The following is an 18,353-nucleotide window of genomic DNA, read 5'->3' as shown; positions in this document are numbered from 1 at the left end:
GTATCCCGTACACAAACAATTTGTTTTGGCATAAATCCGAAGCAAATCAGCAAAAAATCATGACTAAATATATATTTGTTACGGGCGGCGTTACTTCGTCGTTAGGGAAAGGCATTATATCTGCCTCACTTGCAAAACTTCTTCAATCGCGCGGTTACCGTGTTACGATCCAAAAATTCGACCCCTATATCAATATAGATCCGGGTACATTAAACCCCTACGAACACGGTGAATGTTACGTTACCGAAGATGGTGCCGAAACTGATCTGGACCTTGGTCACTACGAACGTTTCTTAAATACCCCTACTTCAAAAGCAAACAACATTACTACCGGCCGTATTTATCAAAATGTGATTAACAAGGAGCGTGAGGGTGCCTTTTTAGGTAAAACAGTACAGGTAGTTCCGCATATTACCGACGAAATAAAAAGAAATATCCGCATCCTTGGCGAAAGCGGCGACTATGATATCGTGATAACCGAATTAGGTGGTACCGTAGGCGATATCGAATCATTACCCTACATTGAGGCAGTACGTCAGTTCAGATGGGAAAACGGATCGGGCAATTCATTGGTTATCCATTTAACGCTCATCCCATTCCTTGCTGCTGCTGGCGAATTAAAGACCAAACCCACACAGCACTCTGTTAAAATGCTGTTGGAGTATGGTATTCAGCCTGATATCCTGGTTTGCCGTACAGAGCATCACCTTACCATGGATATCCGCAAAAAAATAGCTTTATTCTGCAACGTTAATATTAATGCCGTTATTGAATCAATTGATGCATCAACTATTTATGATGTGCCATTGTTAATGTTAAAAGAACAACTGGATAAAACGGTATTAACCAAATTAAAACTACCACATAAAATTGATCCGGCTTTAGAGAACTGGAAAGACTTTTTGGGTCGCTTAAAAAACCCTACCTCCGAAGTAAAAATTGGCCTGGTAGGTAAATATGTTGAACTTCCGGATGCTTACAAATCCATCAGCGAATCATTTATTCATGCAGGTGCAAAAAACGAATGTAAAGTGCATGTGGAATACATTCCATCAGAACAATTAACCCCTGAAAACGCCGTTGAGAGATTAAAGGGCCTTCATGGTGTTTTAGTTGCTCCGGGCTTTGGCGAACGTGGTTTTGAAGGAAAAATTGAAGCTATCCGCTATGTACGCGAAAACAATATTCCATTTTTTGGTATTTGCCTAGGCATGCAGTGTGCTGTTGTAGAATTTGGCCGTAATGTTTTGAGTCTTAAAGACGCCAGCAGCACCGAAATGAACCCTGATACCCCTCACCCGGTTATAGGAATGATGGAAGATCAGAAGAAAGTGGTTAATAAAGGCGGCACCATGCGTTTGGGCGCTTATGCCTGCGATTTAAAAAAAGGCAGCAAAGCGGCAAACTTTTATGGAAAAACACATATCTCCGAGCGTCACAGGCACCGTTATGAGTTCAATAATGATTATTTAAAAGACTACGAAAATGCAGGTTTAATGCCTACAGGCATCAATCCGGAGAATAACCTGGTAGAGATTGTAGAGCTCAAAAATCACCCATTTTTTGTGGGCGCCCAATTCCATCCCGAATTAAAATCAACAGTTGCAAATCCACACCCACTTTTTATTAACTTTGTCGCCGCTTCGATGGCTTATGCCCGTAAGAAATAGGTAATTGTACTACACATAAAATGGATAAAAATACGTTTACAGGATTATTCCTGATCATGATTATAATGGGTGCCTCCATTTATTTCTTGAAACCGTCAGATACTGACTTAAAAAAAGCAAGATTACAGGCACATGCTGACTCTGTAAAAAGGGGTCAATTGCCAAAAGCTGCTGCTACCGCTAAGTTTACTGACTCTGCTAAAACTACTGCTGCTAAACAATTAGATTCTGCTATTTTAAAAATGCCATTCGGCGCCGCAACAGTTGGTACCGATAAACTGGTAACTTTAGAAAACAAAGACCTTATTGTAAAGCTTTCCACTCGTGGTGGCAGGGTTTATTCTGTTGAGCTGAAAGACTATAAGACTTTTAACAAAAAACCGCTTATTCTTTTTGATGGAGATAAAAACCAGTTTGGCTTAAACTTTACAGCAGGTAATAACAGCATCAATACCGGCAAATTATACTTTACGCCAAGTGTAAGCTCACTTAAAGTAACCGGTACTGATTCAAGCACTGTAACCATGCGTTTAAGCTATAGCGCTACACAGTATGTTGATTACATCTATTCGTTAAAAGGAACAGGTTATAAACTGGGCCTAACCATTAAACAAACCGGGTTAGATCAGGTAATTGCTAACAGCAACTCCATAAACATTAACTGGGCTGCCAGCGTACGCAAGCAGGAAAAAGATATGGAGCAGGAGCGTCGCTATTCGTACGTTTCATATAACAATATTGATGGCGAAAATGATTACCTAAGTCAAACCAAAGATGATCAGAAAGAAATAACTGACAAAAAACTGCAGTGGATCTCATTCAAAGCACACTTTTTCTCCAGTGTTATCATAGCTGAAAAAGGTTTTGATAAATCTAGTTTAGCAGAAAGCCTTGATGTTACTGATACAACTGATAGCAAACAGATGAGTGCCAATCTCGTATTGTCACGTAATACCGACGGAACTTTTCCTTTGTTATTCTATTTCGGTCCAAACCGTTACTCAACTTTAAAAGACCAGGGCTTTGCCTTAGAAAAACAAGTTGATTTAGGTTGGGGCCCGTTGAAATATATTAACCGTTTTGCTGTATTACCGGTATTTAATATTCTTAAGAAATTCAACTGGAATTATGGTTTAATCATTTTAGCGCTAACCATTATCCTTAAACTGGTATTATCACCACTTACTTACAAATCATATCTCTCAATGGCTAAAATGCGTGTGCTTAAACCGGAGATGGATGAAATTAAAACTAAGGTAGGTGAAGACAACCCAACGCTTTTACAGCAAGAATATTTAAAGCTTTACAAAAAAGCAGGTGTTAATCCTTTAGGGGGATGTTTGCCCCTGTTAATACAGATGCCGATTGTAATTGCCTTCTTCCGCTTTTTCCCAAGTTTATTTGAGTTACGCGGACAAAGTTTCCTTTGGATGCATGATTTATCAACTTACGATTCAATCATTACCTTCCCAAGTATTCCATTCATTGGCAACCACTTAAGTTTAATGTGTTTGCTGATGACTATTTCAACCTTGATCTATACTTATTTCAACAATCAGATTTCGGGTGCAACCGGACAAATGAAATATATAGGTTACATCACTCCTATCATATTCTTAGGAGCACTGAATGGTTATCCTGCAGGTTTGAACTATTATTACTTCCTGGCCAACATGATGACTTTCTTACAGCAATACATTATCCGTTTAATGGTTGATGATAAAAAGATTCATGCACAGATACAGGAAAATAAAAAGAAACCGGACGACAAGAAAAAAACCGGTGGCTTCCAAGCCCGTATGGAAGAAATGATGCGCCAAAAACAGCAATTGTCGCCAGCGCCAAATCCTCCAAAAAAGAAATAAATTTCAGTCCTAAAAGAAATAAAAAAGAATCCCGACAGGTAATACTGCCGGGATTTCTTTTTATTGGAGAATTTATCTTCTTAACTTTATTAATTACGTTGCCGTTGGCTTCCAAAAAATTAAACTAAATATATTAGCAAAAACTTATTACATTTACACCAATGTATGCAATTGTTGATATTGAAACTACGGGGGGGCATGCCAGTGCTAATGGCATTACCGAGATTGCTATTTGCATACATAATGGTAAAAAGGTAATTGAGCGTTATTCAACACTCATTAACCCTAAAAGAGACATCCCTATTTATATCAGTGCCTTAACAGGTATTACCAACCAAATGGTTGAAAAGGCACCGCCATTTGAAGATGTAGCACATGATATTTATCACCTCCTTAACAACAAGATTTTTGTAGCCCATAATGTAAATTTTGATTATTCTTTTGTGCGGCATAATCTACTTGCGGCCGGATACGATTTACAAAGCAAAAAATTATGTACGGTAAGGCTGGGCCGTAAAATTATTCCGGGACTGCCTTCATATAGTCTTGGTAAACTTTGCAGGCACTTAGGCATTGACAACGAAAGCCGCCATCGCGCTGCCGGTGATGCAGAAGCCACCGCTCAATTATTTTCGTTATTACTAAAAAGTGACACTCAAAACCATATTCTGCAGTCCTTAAAAGTAACTTCAAAAGAACAACTCTTACCCGCTAATCTGCCTAAACGAGATGTAGAAACTTTGCCATCATCCCCCGGAGTATATTATTTTCATGATGATAAAGGGAAAGTAATTTATGTTGGCAAGGCAAAAAACTTAAAGAAACGGGTATGCAGTCATTTTACCGGTAATAATACCGGGCCACAAAGGCAGGAGTTTTTAAGGAACATTCATCGCATAACTCATCAGCTTTGCGGCACCGAACTGGTTGCTTTAGTACTGGAAGCAGTTGAAATTAAGCGCCTGTGGCCCAAATACAACCGATCGTTAAAGCGTTTTGAGCATGCTTATAGTTTATATGCATTTGAGGATCAGCGTGGCTACATGCGCCTGGCGGTTGACAAACACCGCAAAATGACAGGTGCTATTTATAGCTGCAATACCTTATTTGAAGGGCGCACCCTGCTACTAAAGTTGATAGAAAGTTTTGAGCTTTGCCCAAAGTTGTGTTTCATCCAAAACAATAATGAATTATGCACGGGCATACACGGTGAAAACTGTGCCTGCCATGGAGGGCTGTTGCCTCATGAATATAATGAAAAAGTTGAAGCAGCAATCAATGAATTAAACGAAGCCCTACCAACTTTTGCCATCAGAGATGCTGGCCGTACAGATGATGAGCATAGTTGTTTACTGATTGAGAAAGGTAAATTTTATGGAATGGGTTACATTTCCCATTATTTTAATGTAGATAGCTTAACCCAGCTCAAAAACCATCTTACCCCCTATCCGGGTAATGATTATATAAGAGGAATGATAGCTGGATATGTAACTAAATTCCCGGAACGGAAGGTGGTGTTTAGTTAAACAAAGTCTCCTTTGTTATTGTAAAATTAAATAACTCCGGCCTTTTCCAATTCCATTTGCATCTCTTGTTGAATCTTTAAAGCTTCTGCCCTTGCAGCTTCTGCAAAGTCTTCGCCATTTGAAGCATAAATAATAGACCGTGAGGCATTTACTATTAATCCGCAATCCTTAGTCATTCCGTACTGACAAACATCGGCCAAATTACCTCCCTGCGCGCCTACTCCAGGTACCAACAAAAAATTATTAGGAGCTATTTTACGGATATTTGCAAATTCAGTGCTCTTAGTTGCACCAACTACAAACATCATTCGGTCATCTCCGGCCCATGTATTGGCTTTCTGAATTACCGTTTCGTATAAAAACCCATGCTCTGTAGTCAGGTATTGAAAATCTTTGCTTCCGGCTGATGAAGTTAAAGCCAGAAGAATAACCCACTTACCTGGATACGCCAGGTAGGACTTCACCGTATCATTCCCCATATATGGCGAAACCGTTATGGCATCAAAACTCATCCCGGTGGCACTTTCATCAAGGAAAGCTTTGGCATACATATCTGATGTATTACCGATATCACCGCGTTTGGCATCAATTATATTTAAACAATCTACCGGCAGATATTTCCAGGTATCAATTAAACTTTGCCATCCCTTAAGACCCCTGCTTTCATAAAATGCTGAGTTTGGTTTATAGGATACGCACAAATCCTTTGTAGCATCAATTATCCTTTTATTAAATTCAAATACCGGATCCGGATATTCTTTTAAAAAAGAAGGTATCTTTTCAATATCGGTATCAAGTCCAACACATAAAAATGATTTTTTCTGTTTGATCTGGGAAATTAGCTGCGGGCGGGAAATCATGAAAAGAAATTAACTTTTGATGTGCAAAAAAACTAAAAATAAACTTAACTGTTCACCCTTCGAGGTTATTTTTTTAAATAATTTGATTTTTTAAATTAAATGATTAAAATTGCAGTGTTTTCCGTTGAATTTTTCTTGCACCAAAGAAACAATTTAAAACTCCAGGTTATTTATTAATTAGTTTACGTGGATTTAGATGTTGCATAAACAAAGTTGCAAAACAAATTTCTTTCAAATAAACATCTCCATGTTTAAAATATAAATTGGATTTGCTTAAACACTTAAATTCATTGCCATTGCGCAAATAGCTTTACTGACGATAGCCTTATAGTACCGGTGAAAAATATAAAAAATCACAAAAAGTATTCAATTTAAAATCCTTTTGAAATATTAATTCATAACATGTTTAATACAAACGAATTGAACGACAAACTCGTTTCAGAGTTGCGCGAAATTGCCAGAAATTTAGGTATTGCCGAGTCTGATGAGCTTAGAAAGGCGCAGCTAATTACCCGCATTGTGGAGCAAGAGCAGCTAATTGAAGCTGCAAGGGCCCAACAACAGGCAGTTGATAGCAATTATGCCACTATTGACAAAACGGAGCCAGAAGTAGAACCTACTGATAAGGCCCGTAAAAGAATCCGCACTATAAAAAGCACTAATAAACCTCGTGTTGAAGTTCCGTTAGACGATACCAATCTATTTGATATGCCTGATGATGAACCTTCTGCTGATGAAGAGGATAACGAAATAGTAGCTGTTACTGAAGAAGAAACTCCTTCTTTACAGTCTGGCGAAAATATCCCAAAAGCAGAAGGAATTGCACCTGAAGCTCGTCCTCAAAAATTTGAGCGCAGAGTAAGCAACCAAGGCAATCAGCAAAAAAGCCAGGAACCAGCAATAAACCTTGATTTTGACAACGTTATTGTAAATGAAGGTGTATTAGAAATTATGCCTGATGGATATGGTTTCTTACGTTCGTCTGATTATAACTACCTGACCTCTCCTGATGATATTTATGTATCTCAGTCACAAATAAAACTTTTTGGTCTTAAAACGGGCGATACCGTTCGCGGAAGCATCAGGCCACCAAAAGAAGGCGAAAAATATTTCCCTTTGGTACGTGTTGAAGCCATAAACGGTCGTATACCTGCCGAAGTACGTGACCGCGTTCCTTTTGATCACTTAACACCATTATTCCCTTCCGAAAAGTTAAGCCTATTTACTGATCCGGGTAATTATTCAACCCGCATTATGGACTTGTTTTCGCCTATTGGTAAAGGGCAACGTGGTTTAATTGTGGCTCAACCTAAAACAGGTAAAACAATGCTGTTAAAGGACGTTGCCAACGCCATTGCAAAAAACCATCCGGAAGTTTACCTGATTATATTACTGATTGACGAACGCCCGGAAGAGGTAACTGATATGGCCCGTAGCGTACGTGCAGAAGTAGTTTCATCAACTTTTGATGAACCGGCTGAACGCCACGTAAAAATTGCCAATATTGTTTTAGAAAAAGCAAAACGCATGGTTGAATGCGGACATGATGTAGTAATCCTGCTCGATTCAATTACCCGTTTGGCACGTGCTTACAATACCGTTGCTCCTGCATCAGGTAAAATATTATCAGGTGGTGTTGATGCTAATGCACTGCACAAACCTAAACGATTCTTTGGTGCTGCCCGTAACATTGAAGATGGAGGTTCATTAACTATTATTGCTACTGCCCTTACCGAAACAGGTTCAAAAATGGACGAAGTTATTTTTGAAGAGTTTAAGGGTACAGGTAATATGGAGCTTCAGCTTGACCGTAAGTTATCAAACAAACGTATCTTCCCTGCTATTGATATTACTGCATCAAGTACTCGTCGTGATGATTTATTGCTTGACCGCGATACCTTACAACGGATATGGATTTTGCGTAATCACCTGGCTGATATGAATTCGCAGGAATCAATGGAGTTTTTACAAAGTCAGATAAAAGGTACAAAAACCAACGAAGAGTTTTTGATATCAATGAATTCGTAATAATTTAGTGTTTATGAAGTTTATATTAATATAAAAAGTTAATGCAAAACTTCATAAATACTTAATTTAATCTTGATACCTTCATAGCGGAATGAAGACTCGTCTCAAAAAACATTTGCCGAACGCTATAACCTGTGCCAATCTTTTTAGTGGCTGCATAGGTATTGTATTTGCATTTCAGGGCAATCTGATAGCAGCAGCCTACGCTATTTTCTTATCTGCAATTTTTGATTTCTTTGACGGGCTTGCGTCCCGCGTGCTCAAATCATTTTCAGGAATAGGGAAAGACCTTGATTCACTTGCAGACATGGTTAGCTTTGGAGTACTGCCTGCAGTAATTATGTATCAATTGCTTTTGCAGGCACATCAAATAGACACTGTTAGTACCTATTTAAATTTTATTGCCTTTTTAATACCTGTGTTTTCGGCATTAAGGTTGGCTAAATTTAATGTAGACACACGCCAGGCTGAAAATTTCATAGGATTGCCAACCCCTGCCAATGCAATTTTAATAGCATCATTTCCTTTAATTATTGATCATCATAACAGGTATTATACCCCTTATCTTTTAAATCCATATATTTTATCAGTTTTTATTATTATAATGTGTTCATTATTAGTAGTAGAAATGCCGATGATGTCGTTAAAATTTAAGAACAAGGATTTTAATGAAAATATTTTCCGCTATTTATTACTACTATTTTCGGCAATACTGATACTATTTTTTAAATTTGCGGCAGTTCCGGTAATCATATTTATATATGTTACCCTTTCAATAATTCAATTCAAATTCACAAGTGTAAGTATTATGAGCGGTACACCTAAAGATGTAAAGAACCACTCTTAATAACATTTATAAAAACTAATTTAATGAAAAAGTTCCAGGCCGAAATTGACGTAATGCCAAAAAAAGAAATCCTTGACCCACAAGGAAAAGCAGTAACAGGTAGCATGAAAAATCTTGGATTGGCCGAAATACAAAACGTACGTATTGGCAAACACATTTCATTGGAAATTGAAGCCGAGAGTACAGAAACTGCCCACAATAAGGTTGAACAAGCTTGTAAAAGCCTGTTGGCAAATCTTATTATGGAAAGCTATTCTTTCGAATTACACGAAGTTTAGTGATTAAGTGATCCACCTTCAGAGATTAGCTGCAATATAAATCAGTTTGTAAAGCAACTAATCTCTAATTACTAATTACGCCCCAGCTTCTTTATCAGCTTTTATTTTTTCTAAAGTGATGATGTTAGCTTGTACCCGGGCTTGTACCTCATTAAATTTGGATAGCACTAATTCAGGATCAGGTGCACCCGCTTTTGACATCAGTTCAACCTCTTGTATAGTGGCCTGGCTTATTGGCATTCCAAAAAAACCAAGATTAGGTTTAAGTTTATGCGAAACGGAAGCGGCAACAGGCCAATCTTTGTTTGCTATAGCTGATGAAATAGCTTCAAGCATTTCAGGCGTATGCTGAAGAAACATGTCGATTGATTCGATGATAAATTCTTCGCTTCCATCAGCTATTTCGTACAAAACGCCAAGGTCTAGATCCTGATCAGGTAAAATGTGAGACATAAAAAGGTTTATATTTTTCAAAATTATAACTTTTTTACGATCAAGTCGTCTTTAAGTTCGCTTTTGATCTGTAAAATATTTTTATTTAACACAGGATGGACAAATCCGGGAGAAATTTCAGCCAATGGTTCCAGCGTAAAACGGCGATTATGCAACTGTGGATGTGGTATTTGCAGATCCGGCTCATTAAGGATTTCTTGTCCATAAAACAGAATATCAATATCGATTGTCCTTGATCCCCACCTCTCTTCACGCTGACGGCCTAATATGGTTTCAATATGCAATACTTTTTCTAAAACTTTCCGGGCAGAAAGTTCTGTTCGTAAAACAATTACCTGATTCAGATAATCCGGAGCATCTGTTTTGCCCCACGATTGTGTTTCATAAATTGATGAAATTTTCAATACAGGAGCAATATCCTTATTAAGGTACTCAATTGCCTGATTAAGAAACAAATGCCTATCTCCCAAGTTACTTCCTAATAATAAAAAAACATCAATCATGTTGTAACAAATATTATAGACAAAGCTCTTAATGTTATACAGCAATGAATTGCTAAGTTTGCATAGATAAAAGATTTAAAACACTTAATGAAACAATTCTTCAAATTTGTCCTTGCCAGCATGGTAGGATTTCTTCTCACAAGCGTTATTGTACTAGTCGTCATTATTGTACTAATTTTCGGCATTTTTGCTGAAGCAAATGATAAAACGGTAGAAGTTGAACCAAACTCCATTTTGCAAATATCATTTAATTATCCTGTTTCGGAGCGTACCCCAAATAATCCTTTATCGGCATTAAACTTTTTAGGTATTGATGGCGAAAAAAGCATTGGCCTAAATGACATTTTAGTCAATATAAAAAAGGCAAAAACTGACGATAATATTAAAGGAATTTTTTTGAATGAAAGTAACATCACACCCGGTGAAGCTACTTCCGAAGAGATAAGAAATGCCTTAATAGATTTTAAAAAATCCGGAAAATTCATCATTGCTTACTCCGAAATTTATACACAAGGCTTTTATTACCTGGCTTCTGTTGCGGATAAGGTTTACATCAATCCAAAAGGAATATTTTTATTTCATGGTTTTAGCCAGCAAATTACGTTCTTAAAAGGTGCGCTTGATAAGCTGGGTATTGAAGCACAAATAATAAAAGTAGGCACTTACAAAAGCGCTGTTGAGCCTTATTTTTTAACCAAAATGAGTGATGCAAACCGTTTACAGGTTACCTCCTATCTGGGTTCATTATATGATCATTTTTTAACCGGGATTAGTGAAAGCCGCAAAATCAATAAAGACTCCTTATTCAATTATGCTAATGAGCTAAAGGTTAGGCTTCCGGAAGATGCATTGAAGTATAAACTGGTTGATGGACTTAAATATAAAGATGAGATTTTAGATGAGCTAAAACAACGAACCGGTCTTGACACAAAGGATGACTTAAAAACTGTTGAACTGGGCGACTACTTAAAAAGTGAATCTCAAACTAAAGATGACAATAAAAAAGAATCAAAAAATCGCATAGCTATTGTGTATGCCTCTGGCGAAATAAATGGTGGTGATGGTGATGACAATTCAATAGGTTCTGAAAGTATTTCAAAAGCCTTACGCCAGGTAAGGCTTGATGATAAAGTAAAAGCGGTAGTTTTACGTGTAAATTCACCCGGTGGTAGTTCGCTGGCATCTGACGTAATATGGCGCGAAGTAATGCTTACTAAAAAAGCAAAGCCAATTATTGTATCCATGGGCGATTATGCAGCTTCGGGCGGTTATTACATTTCATGTGCAGCTGACTCTATTTTTGCTGAACCCAATACCATTACAGGCTCAATCGGCATTTTTGCAGTACTGCCTAACATGCAAAAGTTTTTTAACGATAAGTTAGGTGTGACTTTCGATGGTGTAAAAACAGGTAAATATGCCGATTTAGGCAACATCAGCCGGCCACTCACTCCCGAAGAGCATGCCATATTACAGAATCAGGTTGATCATGGCTATGATGATTTTACAAAAGCGGTAGCCAATGGCCGTCATAAAACACAAGCCTATATTAATAGCATTGGCCAGGGTCGCGTTTGGACTGGTGAACAGGCTATAGAAAAGGGTTTGGTAGATCGCTTGGGTAATATTAATGATGCGGTTAAATCGGCAGCTAAAAAGGCCGGTATTAAAAACTATAAACTGGTTGCATATCCTGAGCAAAAAAGCATCTTTAACAAGTTTGGCGCAGGCTTAACTGCTGAAGTAAAAACAAGTATGGTAAAATCAGAACTGGGCGATAATTTTAAATATTACGAACAGATAAAAAGCGTAACCCAAATGATGCGTACGCCACAGGCCAGGTTACCTTATGATATTGTGATTAATTAATTTTTTTAAATACACTTTGATTAAAAGGCCATCCTTTCCGGATGGTCTTTTGTTATTTACTGGTTTTTAAATACACAAAAAATAAAGCTTCATCAAAACATCTTCTAATACATGTTGCTTTTGTATTTTTACACCTTCAAATAAATTATGGAAAACAAACCCATAGCCCGTAAGCTTCGCCTGCTATCTCAACTGATGGAACTGCATGATGCTAACCCATTCAAAATTAAATCAGTTGCCAATGCAGCTTTTAAGGTTGATAAGCTCCCTTTTCCTGTGGCAGGTAAAACCCTGGCTGAATTAGAAAAAGTTGATGGTATTGGTAAAAGCATTGCCGGAAAAATTACCGAACTGCTTGAAACCGGCACCATGGCTGAGCTGGATGAACTGCTGGATAAAACTCCTGCCGGCGTTATTGAAATAATGAATATAAAGGGTATCGGCCCTAAAAAAGTGGCCATTATATGGCATGATTTGGGTATTGAAAACGTAGGCGAGCTATTTTATGCCTGCAATGAAAATCGCCTGGTTGAAGCAAAAGGCTTTGGTCTTAAAACACAAGAAGATATTCAAAAGGCAATTGAATTTACCATGGCCAGTCACGGTAAGTTTTTATATGCTCAGGTAAGCCCGATTGCTAAAGATTTAATTGAACAGCTTAAAAGCATTTTGCCTGAAGGATTAATTGAATCTGCCGGTGAGTTTCGCAGGTGCTGCGAGATCATCAGTAAATTGATAATTGTAGTAGGAAGCCGCGATCAGGAAATTGCATTTAATAGCCTGCTCCAATCAGCTATTTTTAATGATGGAAAAGCAGAAGGAAACCATATTAACAGCAAACTTGAAAATGGCTTACATATAACCATTGTTTGCGTTGAGAAAAGATACTTTTACCAGGAGCTATTTATACAAACCGGGGATGATGAACATGCAAAGGTGGTACTGTCCAAAACTACCGATACCATTGATCAGCCTACCAGCGAAGAGTTGATCTATAAAAAAGCAGGCCTGGAGTTTATACTCCCTGAGTTGCGCGAAGGAACAACCTTTATTGAAAAGGCAGCAAAAAACACACTACCAATACTTATAACACAACATGATTTAAAGGGCACATTACATAACCACAGCACCTGGAGCGATGGCATCAATACAGTTGAAGAAATGGCCTTGTATTGCCGGGATGAGTTAAAGCTGGAATACCTGGGCATGTGCGACCATAGCAAAAGCGCATTTTATGCCAAAGGATTAAGTATAGAGCGTGTATTACAGCAACAGGAAGAAATTGATCATCTAAATAAAAAACTAACTGGATTCCACATTTTTAAGGGTATTGAATCGGATATTTTGTACGATGGCTCTCTGGATTATCCTGATGAAATATTAAAACGTTTTGACTTTATTGTTGCATCGGTTCACTCCATTCTAAAAATGGATGAAGAAAAAGCAACTTCAAGGCTTATAAAAGCGATTGAAAATCCATATACCACTATACTTGGTCACCCTACCGGGCGATTGTTGCTAAGCCGTAATGGTTACCCGATCAATTACAAAAAGGTAATTGACGCCTGTGCAGCAAATAATGTGGTGATTGAAATAAATGCGAACCCATTACGGCTTGATCTGGATTGGCGCTGGCACCAGTATGCACTTGACAAAGGTGTTTGGCTTTCTATAAATCCTGATGCACATCGTACCGAAGGCTTCCACGATACACAATACGGATTATTAGCCGCCAGAAAAGGCGGTTTATATAAGGAAAGATGTTTGAATGCGTTATCATTGCAGGAAATTAAAAGCGTATTTGAAAAGAAAACCTCAGCTATTGCAGAGTAACATATTAAACACAACCAATCAGACATCTAATTAAAATATGATTATAGAAGAACTTAATGATCATCAGCAATTAACAAAAAAGGTAATTGAACAGCTTGTACCCGATATTGAGCAAGCTTGCGAAATGATTATTTCTGCTATAAAAAATGGCAAAAAGGTATTACTGGCCGGAAACGGTGGTAGTGCAGCTGATGCGCAACATATCGCAGCTGAACTAAGCGGCCGCTTCGTTAAACACCGTAAAGCATTGCCCGGAATTGCACTTACTACTGATACTTCTGCCTTAACAGCTATTGCCAATGATTATGGCTACGAACATGTTTTTTCAAGACAAGTAGAAGCATTAGCTCAGGAAGGCGATCTTTTTATTGGAATATCAACTAGTGGCAATAGCCATGGAATACTAAATGCATTTGAATCTGCTAAAAAATTAAATTGCCATACACTCGGACTTTCAGGAAGAGACGGTGGAAAAATGAATGGCCTTTGTGATTTAAATATCGTTGTCCCATCGGATATTACTGCACGTATTCAGGAAATGCACATTCTAATAGGCCATATACTTTGCAAAGCTGTTGACGATTTATTTTAAGCTGATGAGAAGCGATATCGAAAAAACACTGCTCAATAAAATAACTGACATTTCTTCGCTCAAAGAAACAATTACAGCCTGGCAAAAAAACAACAACAAAGTAGTTTTTACCAATGGCGTATTTGATTTACTGCACATAGGCCATATTACTTACCTGGCAAAAGCAGCAGAACTGGGCGACAAATTAATCATCGGCCTTAATGCAGATAGCTCCGTAAAGCGTATAAAAGGCGAAAGCAGGCCGGTCAACGATCAAAACAGTCGTGCTATGTTATTGGCAGCATTATTTTTTGTTGATGCTATTGTAGTTTTTGAGGAGGATACCCCCTTAAACTTAATCAGTACATTACTTCCGGATATTTTGGTTAAAGGTGCAGATTATGCCATTGAAAATATTGTTGGCGGGAAAGAAGTAATAGCAAATGGCGGTGAAGTTAAAACTATTAACTTTGTGGAGGGATATTCCTCAACTTCTATTATCCAGCGGATAAAAGGAAAAACAATTTAATTCTATAAATATAAAATGATTAGTGAACGCTGTAACCAGGTATTTGAGCAAGTTATTAAAGATTATCACCTATTTAATGATATTGATAAAACCTGCGAAAACCCATATCCAGCCGGCTCACTTGACAATTTATTGTATACCAAATGCTGGATTGATACTGCTCAATGGCATATGGAAGATGAAGTCCGCGACCCGAACATTGCCCCTGTTGAAGCTTTAAGATGGAAACGGCGTATCGATAGTTCTAACCAGGAACGTACCGACATGGTTGAATATATTGACAGCTATTTTTTAGACAAATATAAAAATGTTCGGCCTTCTTCAGCAGCCAAAATAAATACCGAAAGCCCGGCATGGGCAATTGACAGGCTATCTATCCTTGCTCTGAAAATATATCACATGCATGAGGAAACAACCCGTGCAAATGTTGATCAACTTCAATTACAACAGCGTAAAGAGAAACTGGCTATATTACTCCAGCAGCAAAAAGACCTTTCTTTGGCTATAGATGAATTACTTCAGGATATTGAAAACGGCAGTAAATACATGAAAGTATACCGCCAGATGAAAATGTATAATGACCCTGAACTTAACCCGGTATTATACAATAGCAAAAAATAAATGTCAGCAACAAAACATTTATTAGTGACCCGGTTTTCGGCAATGGGTGATGTGGCTATGACTGTTCCGGTTATAAAAGCGCTGCTCAATCAGCATCCTGACGTTAACATAACCTATGTTTCCCGCCCGGAGTTTACTGCTTTTTTTGATAATATTCCCCGCTTAAATTATTTCCCTGCCAACCTTAACAAACAATATAAAGGCTTTAAGGGTTTAATGAAACTAGTAAGCGAGCTAAAAAAACAGCATAAATATGATGCTTTAGCAGATCTGCACGATAATTTACGTACTAAAATATTAAGGAATCTCTTAAAATTTTCAGGTATCCCTTTCCGATATATTGATAAAGGGCGTTCAGAAAAAAAACTCTTAACTCAATTTCCTAATAAGGTATTAAAACCACTGAAATTGACAACAGAACGTTATGCAGATGTTTTTCGTGGATTAGGATATCCCGTAACACTGAATCATCAGCTTCAAAAAAAACAAGTAGTTGATAATGACGCGTTAATAAAGATTGTCGGCGAAAAAACAACCTCATGGATTGGTATTGCTCCGTTTGCAAAGCATAAAGGAAAAATTTACCCGCTTGATAAAACAGAAGAAATCATAGCATATTTTAATAGTAAAGACATTAAACTATTCCTTTTTGGCGGTTCGGCAATGGAAGAAGAGATCTGTAAACAGTGGGAGTTAAAATATAAAAATGCAACTTCCCTGGTGCGCAGGTTAACTATGCAACAGGAGCTTTTATTGATAAGGCAGCTGGATGTGATGATGAGCATGGACTCGGCAGCCATGCACCTGGCATCGCTGGAAGGGATTCCGGTTGTTTCAGTATGGGGTGCTACGCATCATTATGCCGGATTTTTAGGCTATGGACAATCCGAAACTAATATAGTTGCGGATGATATCGAATGCAGACCATGTTCTGTGTATGGAAATAAGCCGTGCTTTCGTAAAGATTATGCTTGCCTAAACAATATTGATCCATCTATGGTTATCAGTAAGTTAAACAAGTTCTTAATCTGATTATTCATTTAAAAATCGCTTCGTAGTTAAAACAAAAAACATCAAACCCAGCTTCAATTAAACAGCAAATTAATCGTACTTTGTATCGTGTAACAAAGCTAATGGAATAGCCTGAAAACATGATAATAATATGGGTTGGTAACTATAAAATTAAAAATCGACATGAAAAAATTATTGTTGATACGGCATGCCAAAGCAGAAAAAGAAACTGCAGGAAAAGACATTGACAGGCCGCTAAAATATATAGGTATGCAGGATGCTGCTTTTATGGCCGACCGTATAAAGGATGAGCACATAGTGCCCCAAACTATTATTACCAGTCCTGCATTACGTACGAAAACTACTGCCGAAATATTTACTGATCACCTTAAATTAGCTAATCCTACTTCAAATAAAGCTATATATGAAGCCAGTCAGCAAACCTGGCTAAAAATCATTAATCAATTACCTGCCGAATATGATTTTATTGGTATTGTAGGCCACAATCCAGGCGTAAGCCAGATACTTTATTATTTAACCGGCGAGGCAAGAGAAGTGCACACCAGCACAACAGCATTGATTGAATTTGAAACGGATGAATGGGCCGCAATAAGTCGTGATACTGGGAAATTAACTTACTATAGTTCTCCAAAGGAGTAGTTTACTTATAAGACCATAACCAATATCTAACTAATACGATAGGTTTTTCCTGGCAATGATTTAATGTAGCCCTGCATTTCCATATTAAGCAGGTTCATAGCCAACATACTTGTGGTCATGTTTATTTTCAGGGTTAAATCATCAATGGCTATTGGATTTTTATGTTGTTGCAGAATATCAAATATTAATCTTTCATCAGTTGAAAGATCAATGGGCAATACAAATTGTTCAATGGTCGGTTTAGCGGAATTATTGGTTTCCCATCCCAAACTATAGGCTAAATCTGCAGCACAAGTAAGTAAGGCCGCTTTATTATTTCGGATTAAAAAGTTACAGCCTTCTGAAAAATCATCTCCAACCCTACCTGGGAAAGCAAAAACATCCCGGTTATAAGAATTAGCAATTTCAGCAGTAATCAATGCACCACCTTTTATACTTGCCTCAACAACAATAGTGGCATCAGCTATACCTGCTACAATCCGGTTGCGTTGCGGAAAATTCTCCCTATCGGGAGTAGTTCCTGATGGATATTCGGTTAATAACCCGCCATTTTCCAGCATCTTTTCGGCTATTAAACGGTTTTGATTGGGATAAACCCGGTCAAGCCCATGTGCAAGCACGCCAACAGTTGGTACATTTAATTTAAGGCTTTCTTTATGTGCTGCAACATCAATACCCAAAGCCAAACCGCTTACTACTAACACATTATACTGCTGTAGTTCCTCTATCAGTTGTTTACACAATTGCTTACCATATTCAGTGGCATTGCGTGTACCAACGATACTTATAATATGCTGTGCGTTTAAATCGGAATTCCCTTTGGTGTACAAAAGCACCGGCGAATCATTACAATTTTTTAATCGTTTAGGGTAAGCACTATCCGTATAAAAAATAACATCTATCCCATGTTTATCTATAAATTTCATCTCCGCTTCCGCTTTAGTCAAAGCTTCGCCAAAGTTTAGCTGGGCAATTGTTTTTTCACCTATCCCCGGTACTTTCAGCAGTTTTGCATTGGATGCTTTAAAAACATTTTCAGCATCGCCAAAATAGCTCACAAGCACTTTTGCTAATGTAGGCCCAATATTTTTCAGAAAAGTTAACCCGATTTGGTGATGTAAAGGCATAAGGATTTTATCGCCTAAAATAGGAAAACAGTATTTGATAAAAAATAAAAATGTGGTTTATAAAGACAATAAAATGAGGAATTAAAATTATTTCAGATGATA

General features: G+C 37.7%; 17 protein-coding genes. 13 read left to right on the top strand and 4 right to left on the bottom strand.

Translation table 11 applies throughout. The annotated features are described in order from the left end of the window. Positions 1-59: 59 nt before the first annotated feature. From JN11_RS02310 to JN11_RS02300, 3 genes are all read left to right on the top strand, one after another. The gene (locus JN11_RS02310) at positions 60-1,670 is read left to right on the top strand and encodes a CTP synthase (protein WP_144909218.1); all 1,611 of its coding nucleotides are present in this window, start codon (positions 60-62) and stop codon (positions 1,668-1,670) included. Positions 1,671-1,690: 20 nt separating this feature from the next. Then, positions 1,691-3,535 carry a membrane protein insertase YidC gene (gene yidC, locus JN11_RS02305; protein WP_144909216.1) on the top strand — a complete coding sequence of 615 codons (1,845 nt, stop codon included), beginning with the start codon at positions 1,691-1,693 and terminating at the stop codon, positions 3,533-3,535. A gap of 161 nt (positions 3,536-3,696) precedes the next feature. Then, positions 3,697-5,061: an exonuclease domain-containing protein gene (locus JN11_RS02300; RefSeq protein WP_144909214.1), complete on the top strand. Its 1,365-nt coding sequence runs from the start codon at positions 3,697-3,699 to the stop codon at positions 5,059-5,061. Positions 5,062-5,087: 26 nt separating this feature from the next. On the opposite strand, the gene pyrF is transcribed toward JN11_RS02300, so the two are convergent. Further along, positions 5,088-5,918 carry an orotidine-5'-phosphate decarboxylase gene (gene pyrF / locus JN11_RS02295; protein ID WP_170227679.1) on the bottom strand — a complete coding sequence of 277 codons (831 nt, stop codon included), beginning with the start codon at positions 5,916-5,918 and terminating at the stop codon, positions 5,088-5,090. A 405-nt stretch (positions 5,919-6,323) separates the two neighbouring features. On the opposite strand from pyrF, the gene rho reads away from it, so the two are divergent. From rho to purS, 3 genes are all read left to right on the top strand, one after another. After that, on the top strand, positions 6,324-7,949 hold the full coding sequence (gene rho, locus JN11_RS02290) for a transcription termination factor Rho (RefSeq protein WP_144909210.1): 1,626 nt from the start codon (positions 6,324-6,326) through the stop codon (positions 7,947-7,949). Between the two features lie 91 nt (positions 7,950-8,040). After that, on the top strand, positions 8,041-8,796 hold the full coding sequence (gene pssA / locus JN11_RS02285) for a CDP-diacylglycerol--serine O-phosphatidyltransferase (RefSeq protein WP_144909208.1): 756 nt from the start codon (positions 8,041-8,043) through the stop codon (positions 8,794-8,796). A gap of 23 nt (positions 8,797-8,819) precedes the next feature. Next, positions 8,820-9,074, top strand: a complete 255-nt coding sequence (gene purS / locus JN11_RS02280; RefSeq protein ID WP_144909206.1) for a phosphoribosylformylglycinamidine synthase subunit PurS — start codon at positions 8,820-8,822, stop codon at positions 9,072-9,074. Positions 9,075-9,149: 75 nt separating this feature from the next. Here the strand turns inward: purS and JN11_RS02275 are convergent, their stop codons facing one another. Both JN11_RS02275 and folK read right to left on the bottom strand, forming a co-directional pair. Continuing rightward, positions 9,150-9,527, bottom strand: coding sequence for an Hpt domain-containing protein (locus tag JN11_RS02275; protein ID WP_144909204.1), 378 nt, complete (start codon positions 9,525-9,527; stop codon positions 9,150-9,152). A 23-nt stretch (positions 9,528-9,550) separates the two neighbouring features. Then, entirely contained in the window at positions 9,551-10,030 is a 480-nt protein-coding gene (folK, locus tag JN11_RS02270) for a 2-amino-4-hydroxy-6-hydroxymethyldihydropteridine diphosphokinase (RefSeq protein WP_144909202.1), read from the bottom strand. A gap of 87 nt (positions 10,031-10,117) precedes the next feature. On the opposite strand from folK, the gene sppA reads away from it, so the two are divergent. From sppA to JN11_RS02235, 7 genes are all read left to right on the top strand, one after another. Next, positions 10,118-11,899 (top strand): signal peptide peptidase SppA, encoded by a 1,782-nt coding sequence (gene sppA, locus JN11_RS02265; RefSeq protein ID WP_144909200.1) that lies wholly within the window; start codon positions 10,118-10,120, stop codon positions 11,897-11,899. Between the two features lie 147 nt (positions 11,900-12,046). Beyond that, complete coding sequence (locus tag JN11_RS02260) at positions 12,047-13,732, top strand: DNA polymerase/3'-5' exonuclease PolX (RefSeq protein ID WP_144909199.1); 1,686 nt, start codon at positions 12,047-12,049, stop codon at positions 13,730-13,732. Positions 13,733-13,769: 37 nt separating this feature from the next. Continuing rightward, positions 13,770-14,324, top strand: coding sequence for a D-sedoheptulose 7-phosphate isomerase (gmhA, locus tag JN11_RS02255; RefSeq protein ID WP_144909197.1), 555 nt, complete (start codon positions 13,770-13,772; stop codon positions 14,322-14,324). Between the two features lie 4 nt (positions 14,325-14,328). Continuing rightward, entirely contained in the window at positions 14,329-14,832 is a 504-nt protein-coding gene (gene rfaE2, locus JN11_RS02250; protein WP_144909196.1) for a D-glycero-beta-D-manno-heptose 1-phosphate adenylyltransferase, read from the top strand. A gap of 15 nt (positions 14,833-14,847) precedes the next feature. Further along, complete coding sequence (locus JN11_RS02245) at positions 14,848-15,453, top strand: DUF4254 domain-containing protein (protein WP_144909194.1); 606 nt, start codon at positions 14,848-14,850, stop codon at positions 15,451-15,453. Then, positions 15,454-16,485, top strand: a complete 1,032-nt coding sequence (locus tag JN11_RS02240) for a glycosyltransferase family 9 protein (protein ID WP_144909192.1) — start codon at positions 15,454-15,456, stop codon at positions 16,483-16,485. Positions 16,486-16,647: 162 nt separating this feature from the next. Beyond that, the gene (locus tag JN11_RS02235) at positions 16,648-17,124 is read left to right on the top strand and encodes a SixA phosphatase family protein (protein ID WP_144909190.1); all 477 of its coding nucleotides are present in this window, start codon (positions 16,648-16,650) and stop codon (positions 17,122-17,124) included. Between the two features lie 26 nt (positions 17,125-17,150). On the opposite strand, the gene dprA is transcribed toward JN11_RS02235, so the two are convergent. Next, complete coding sequence (gene dprA, locus JN11_RS02230; RefSeq protein WP_144909188.1) at positions 17,151-18,251, bottom strand: DNA-processing protein DprA; 1,101 nt, start codon at positions 18,249-18,251, stop codon at positions 17,151-17,153. Between the last annotated feature and the right edge of the window lie 102 nt (positions 18,252-18,353).

Source organism: Mucilaginibacter frigoritolerans (assembly GCF_007830615.1).
Classification (GTDB): domain Bacteria; phylum Bacteroidota; class Bacteroidia; order Sphingobacteriales; family Sphingobacteriaceae; genus Mucilaginibacter; species Mucilaginibacter frigoritolerans.
The sequence above is the reverse complement of the archived record's forward strand: the minus strand, read 5'-3'. Positions and strand labels throughout refer to the sequence as shown.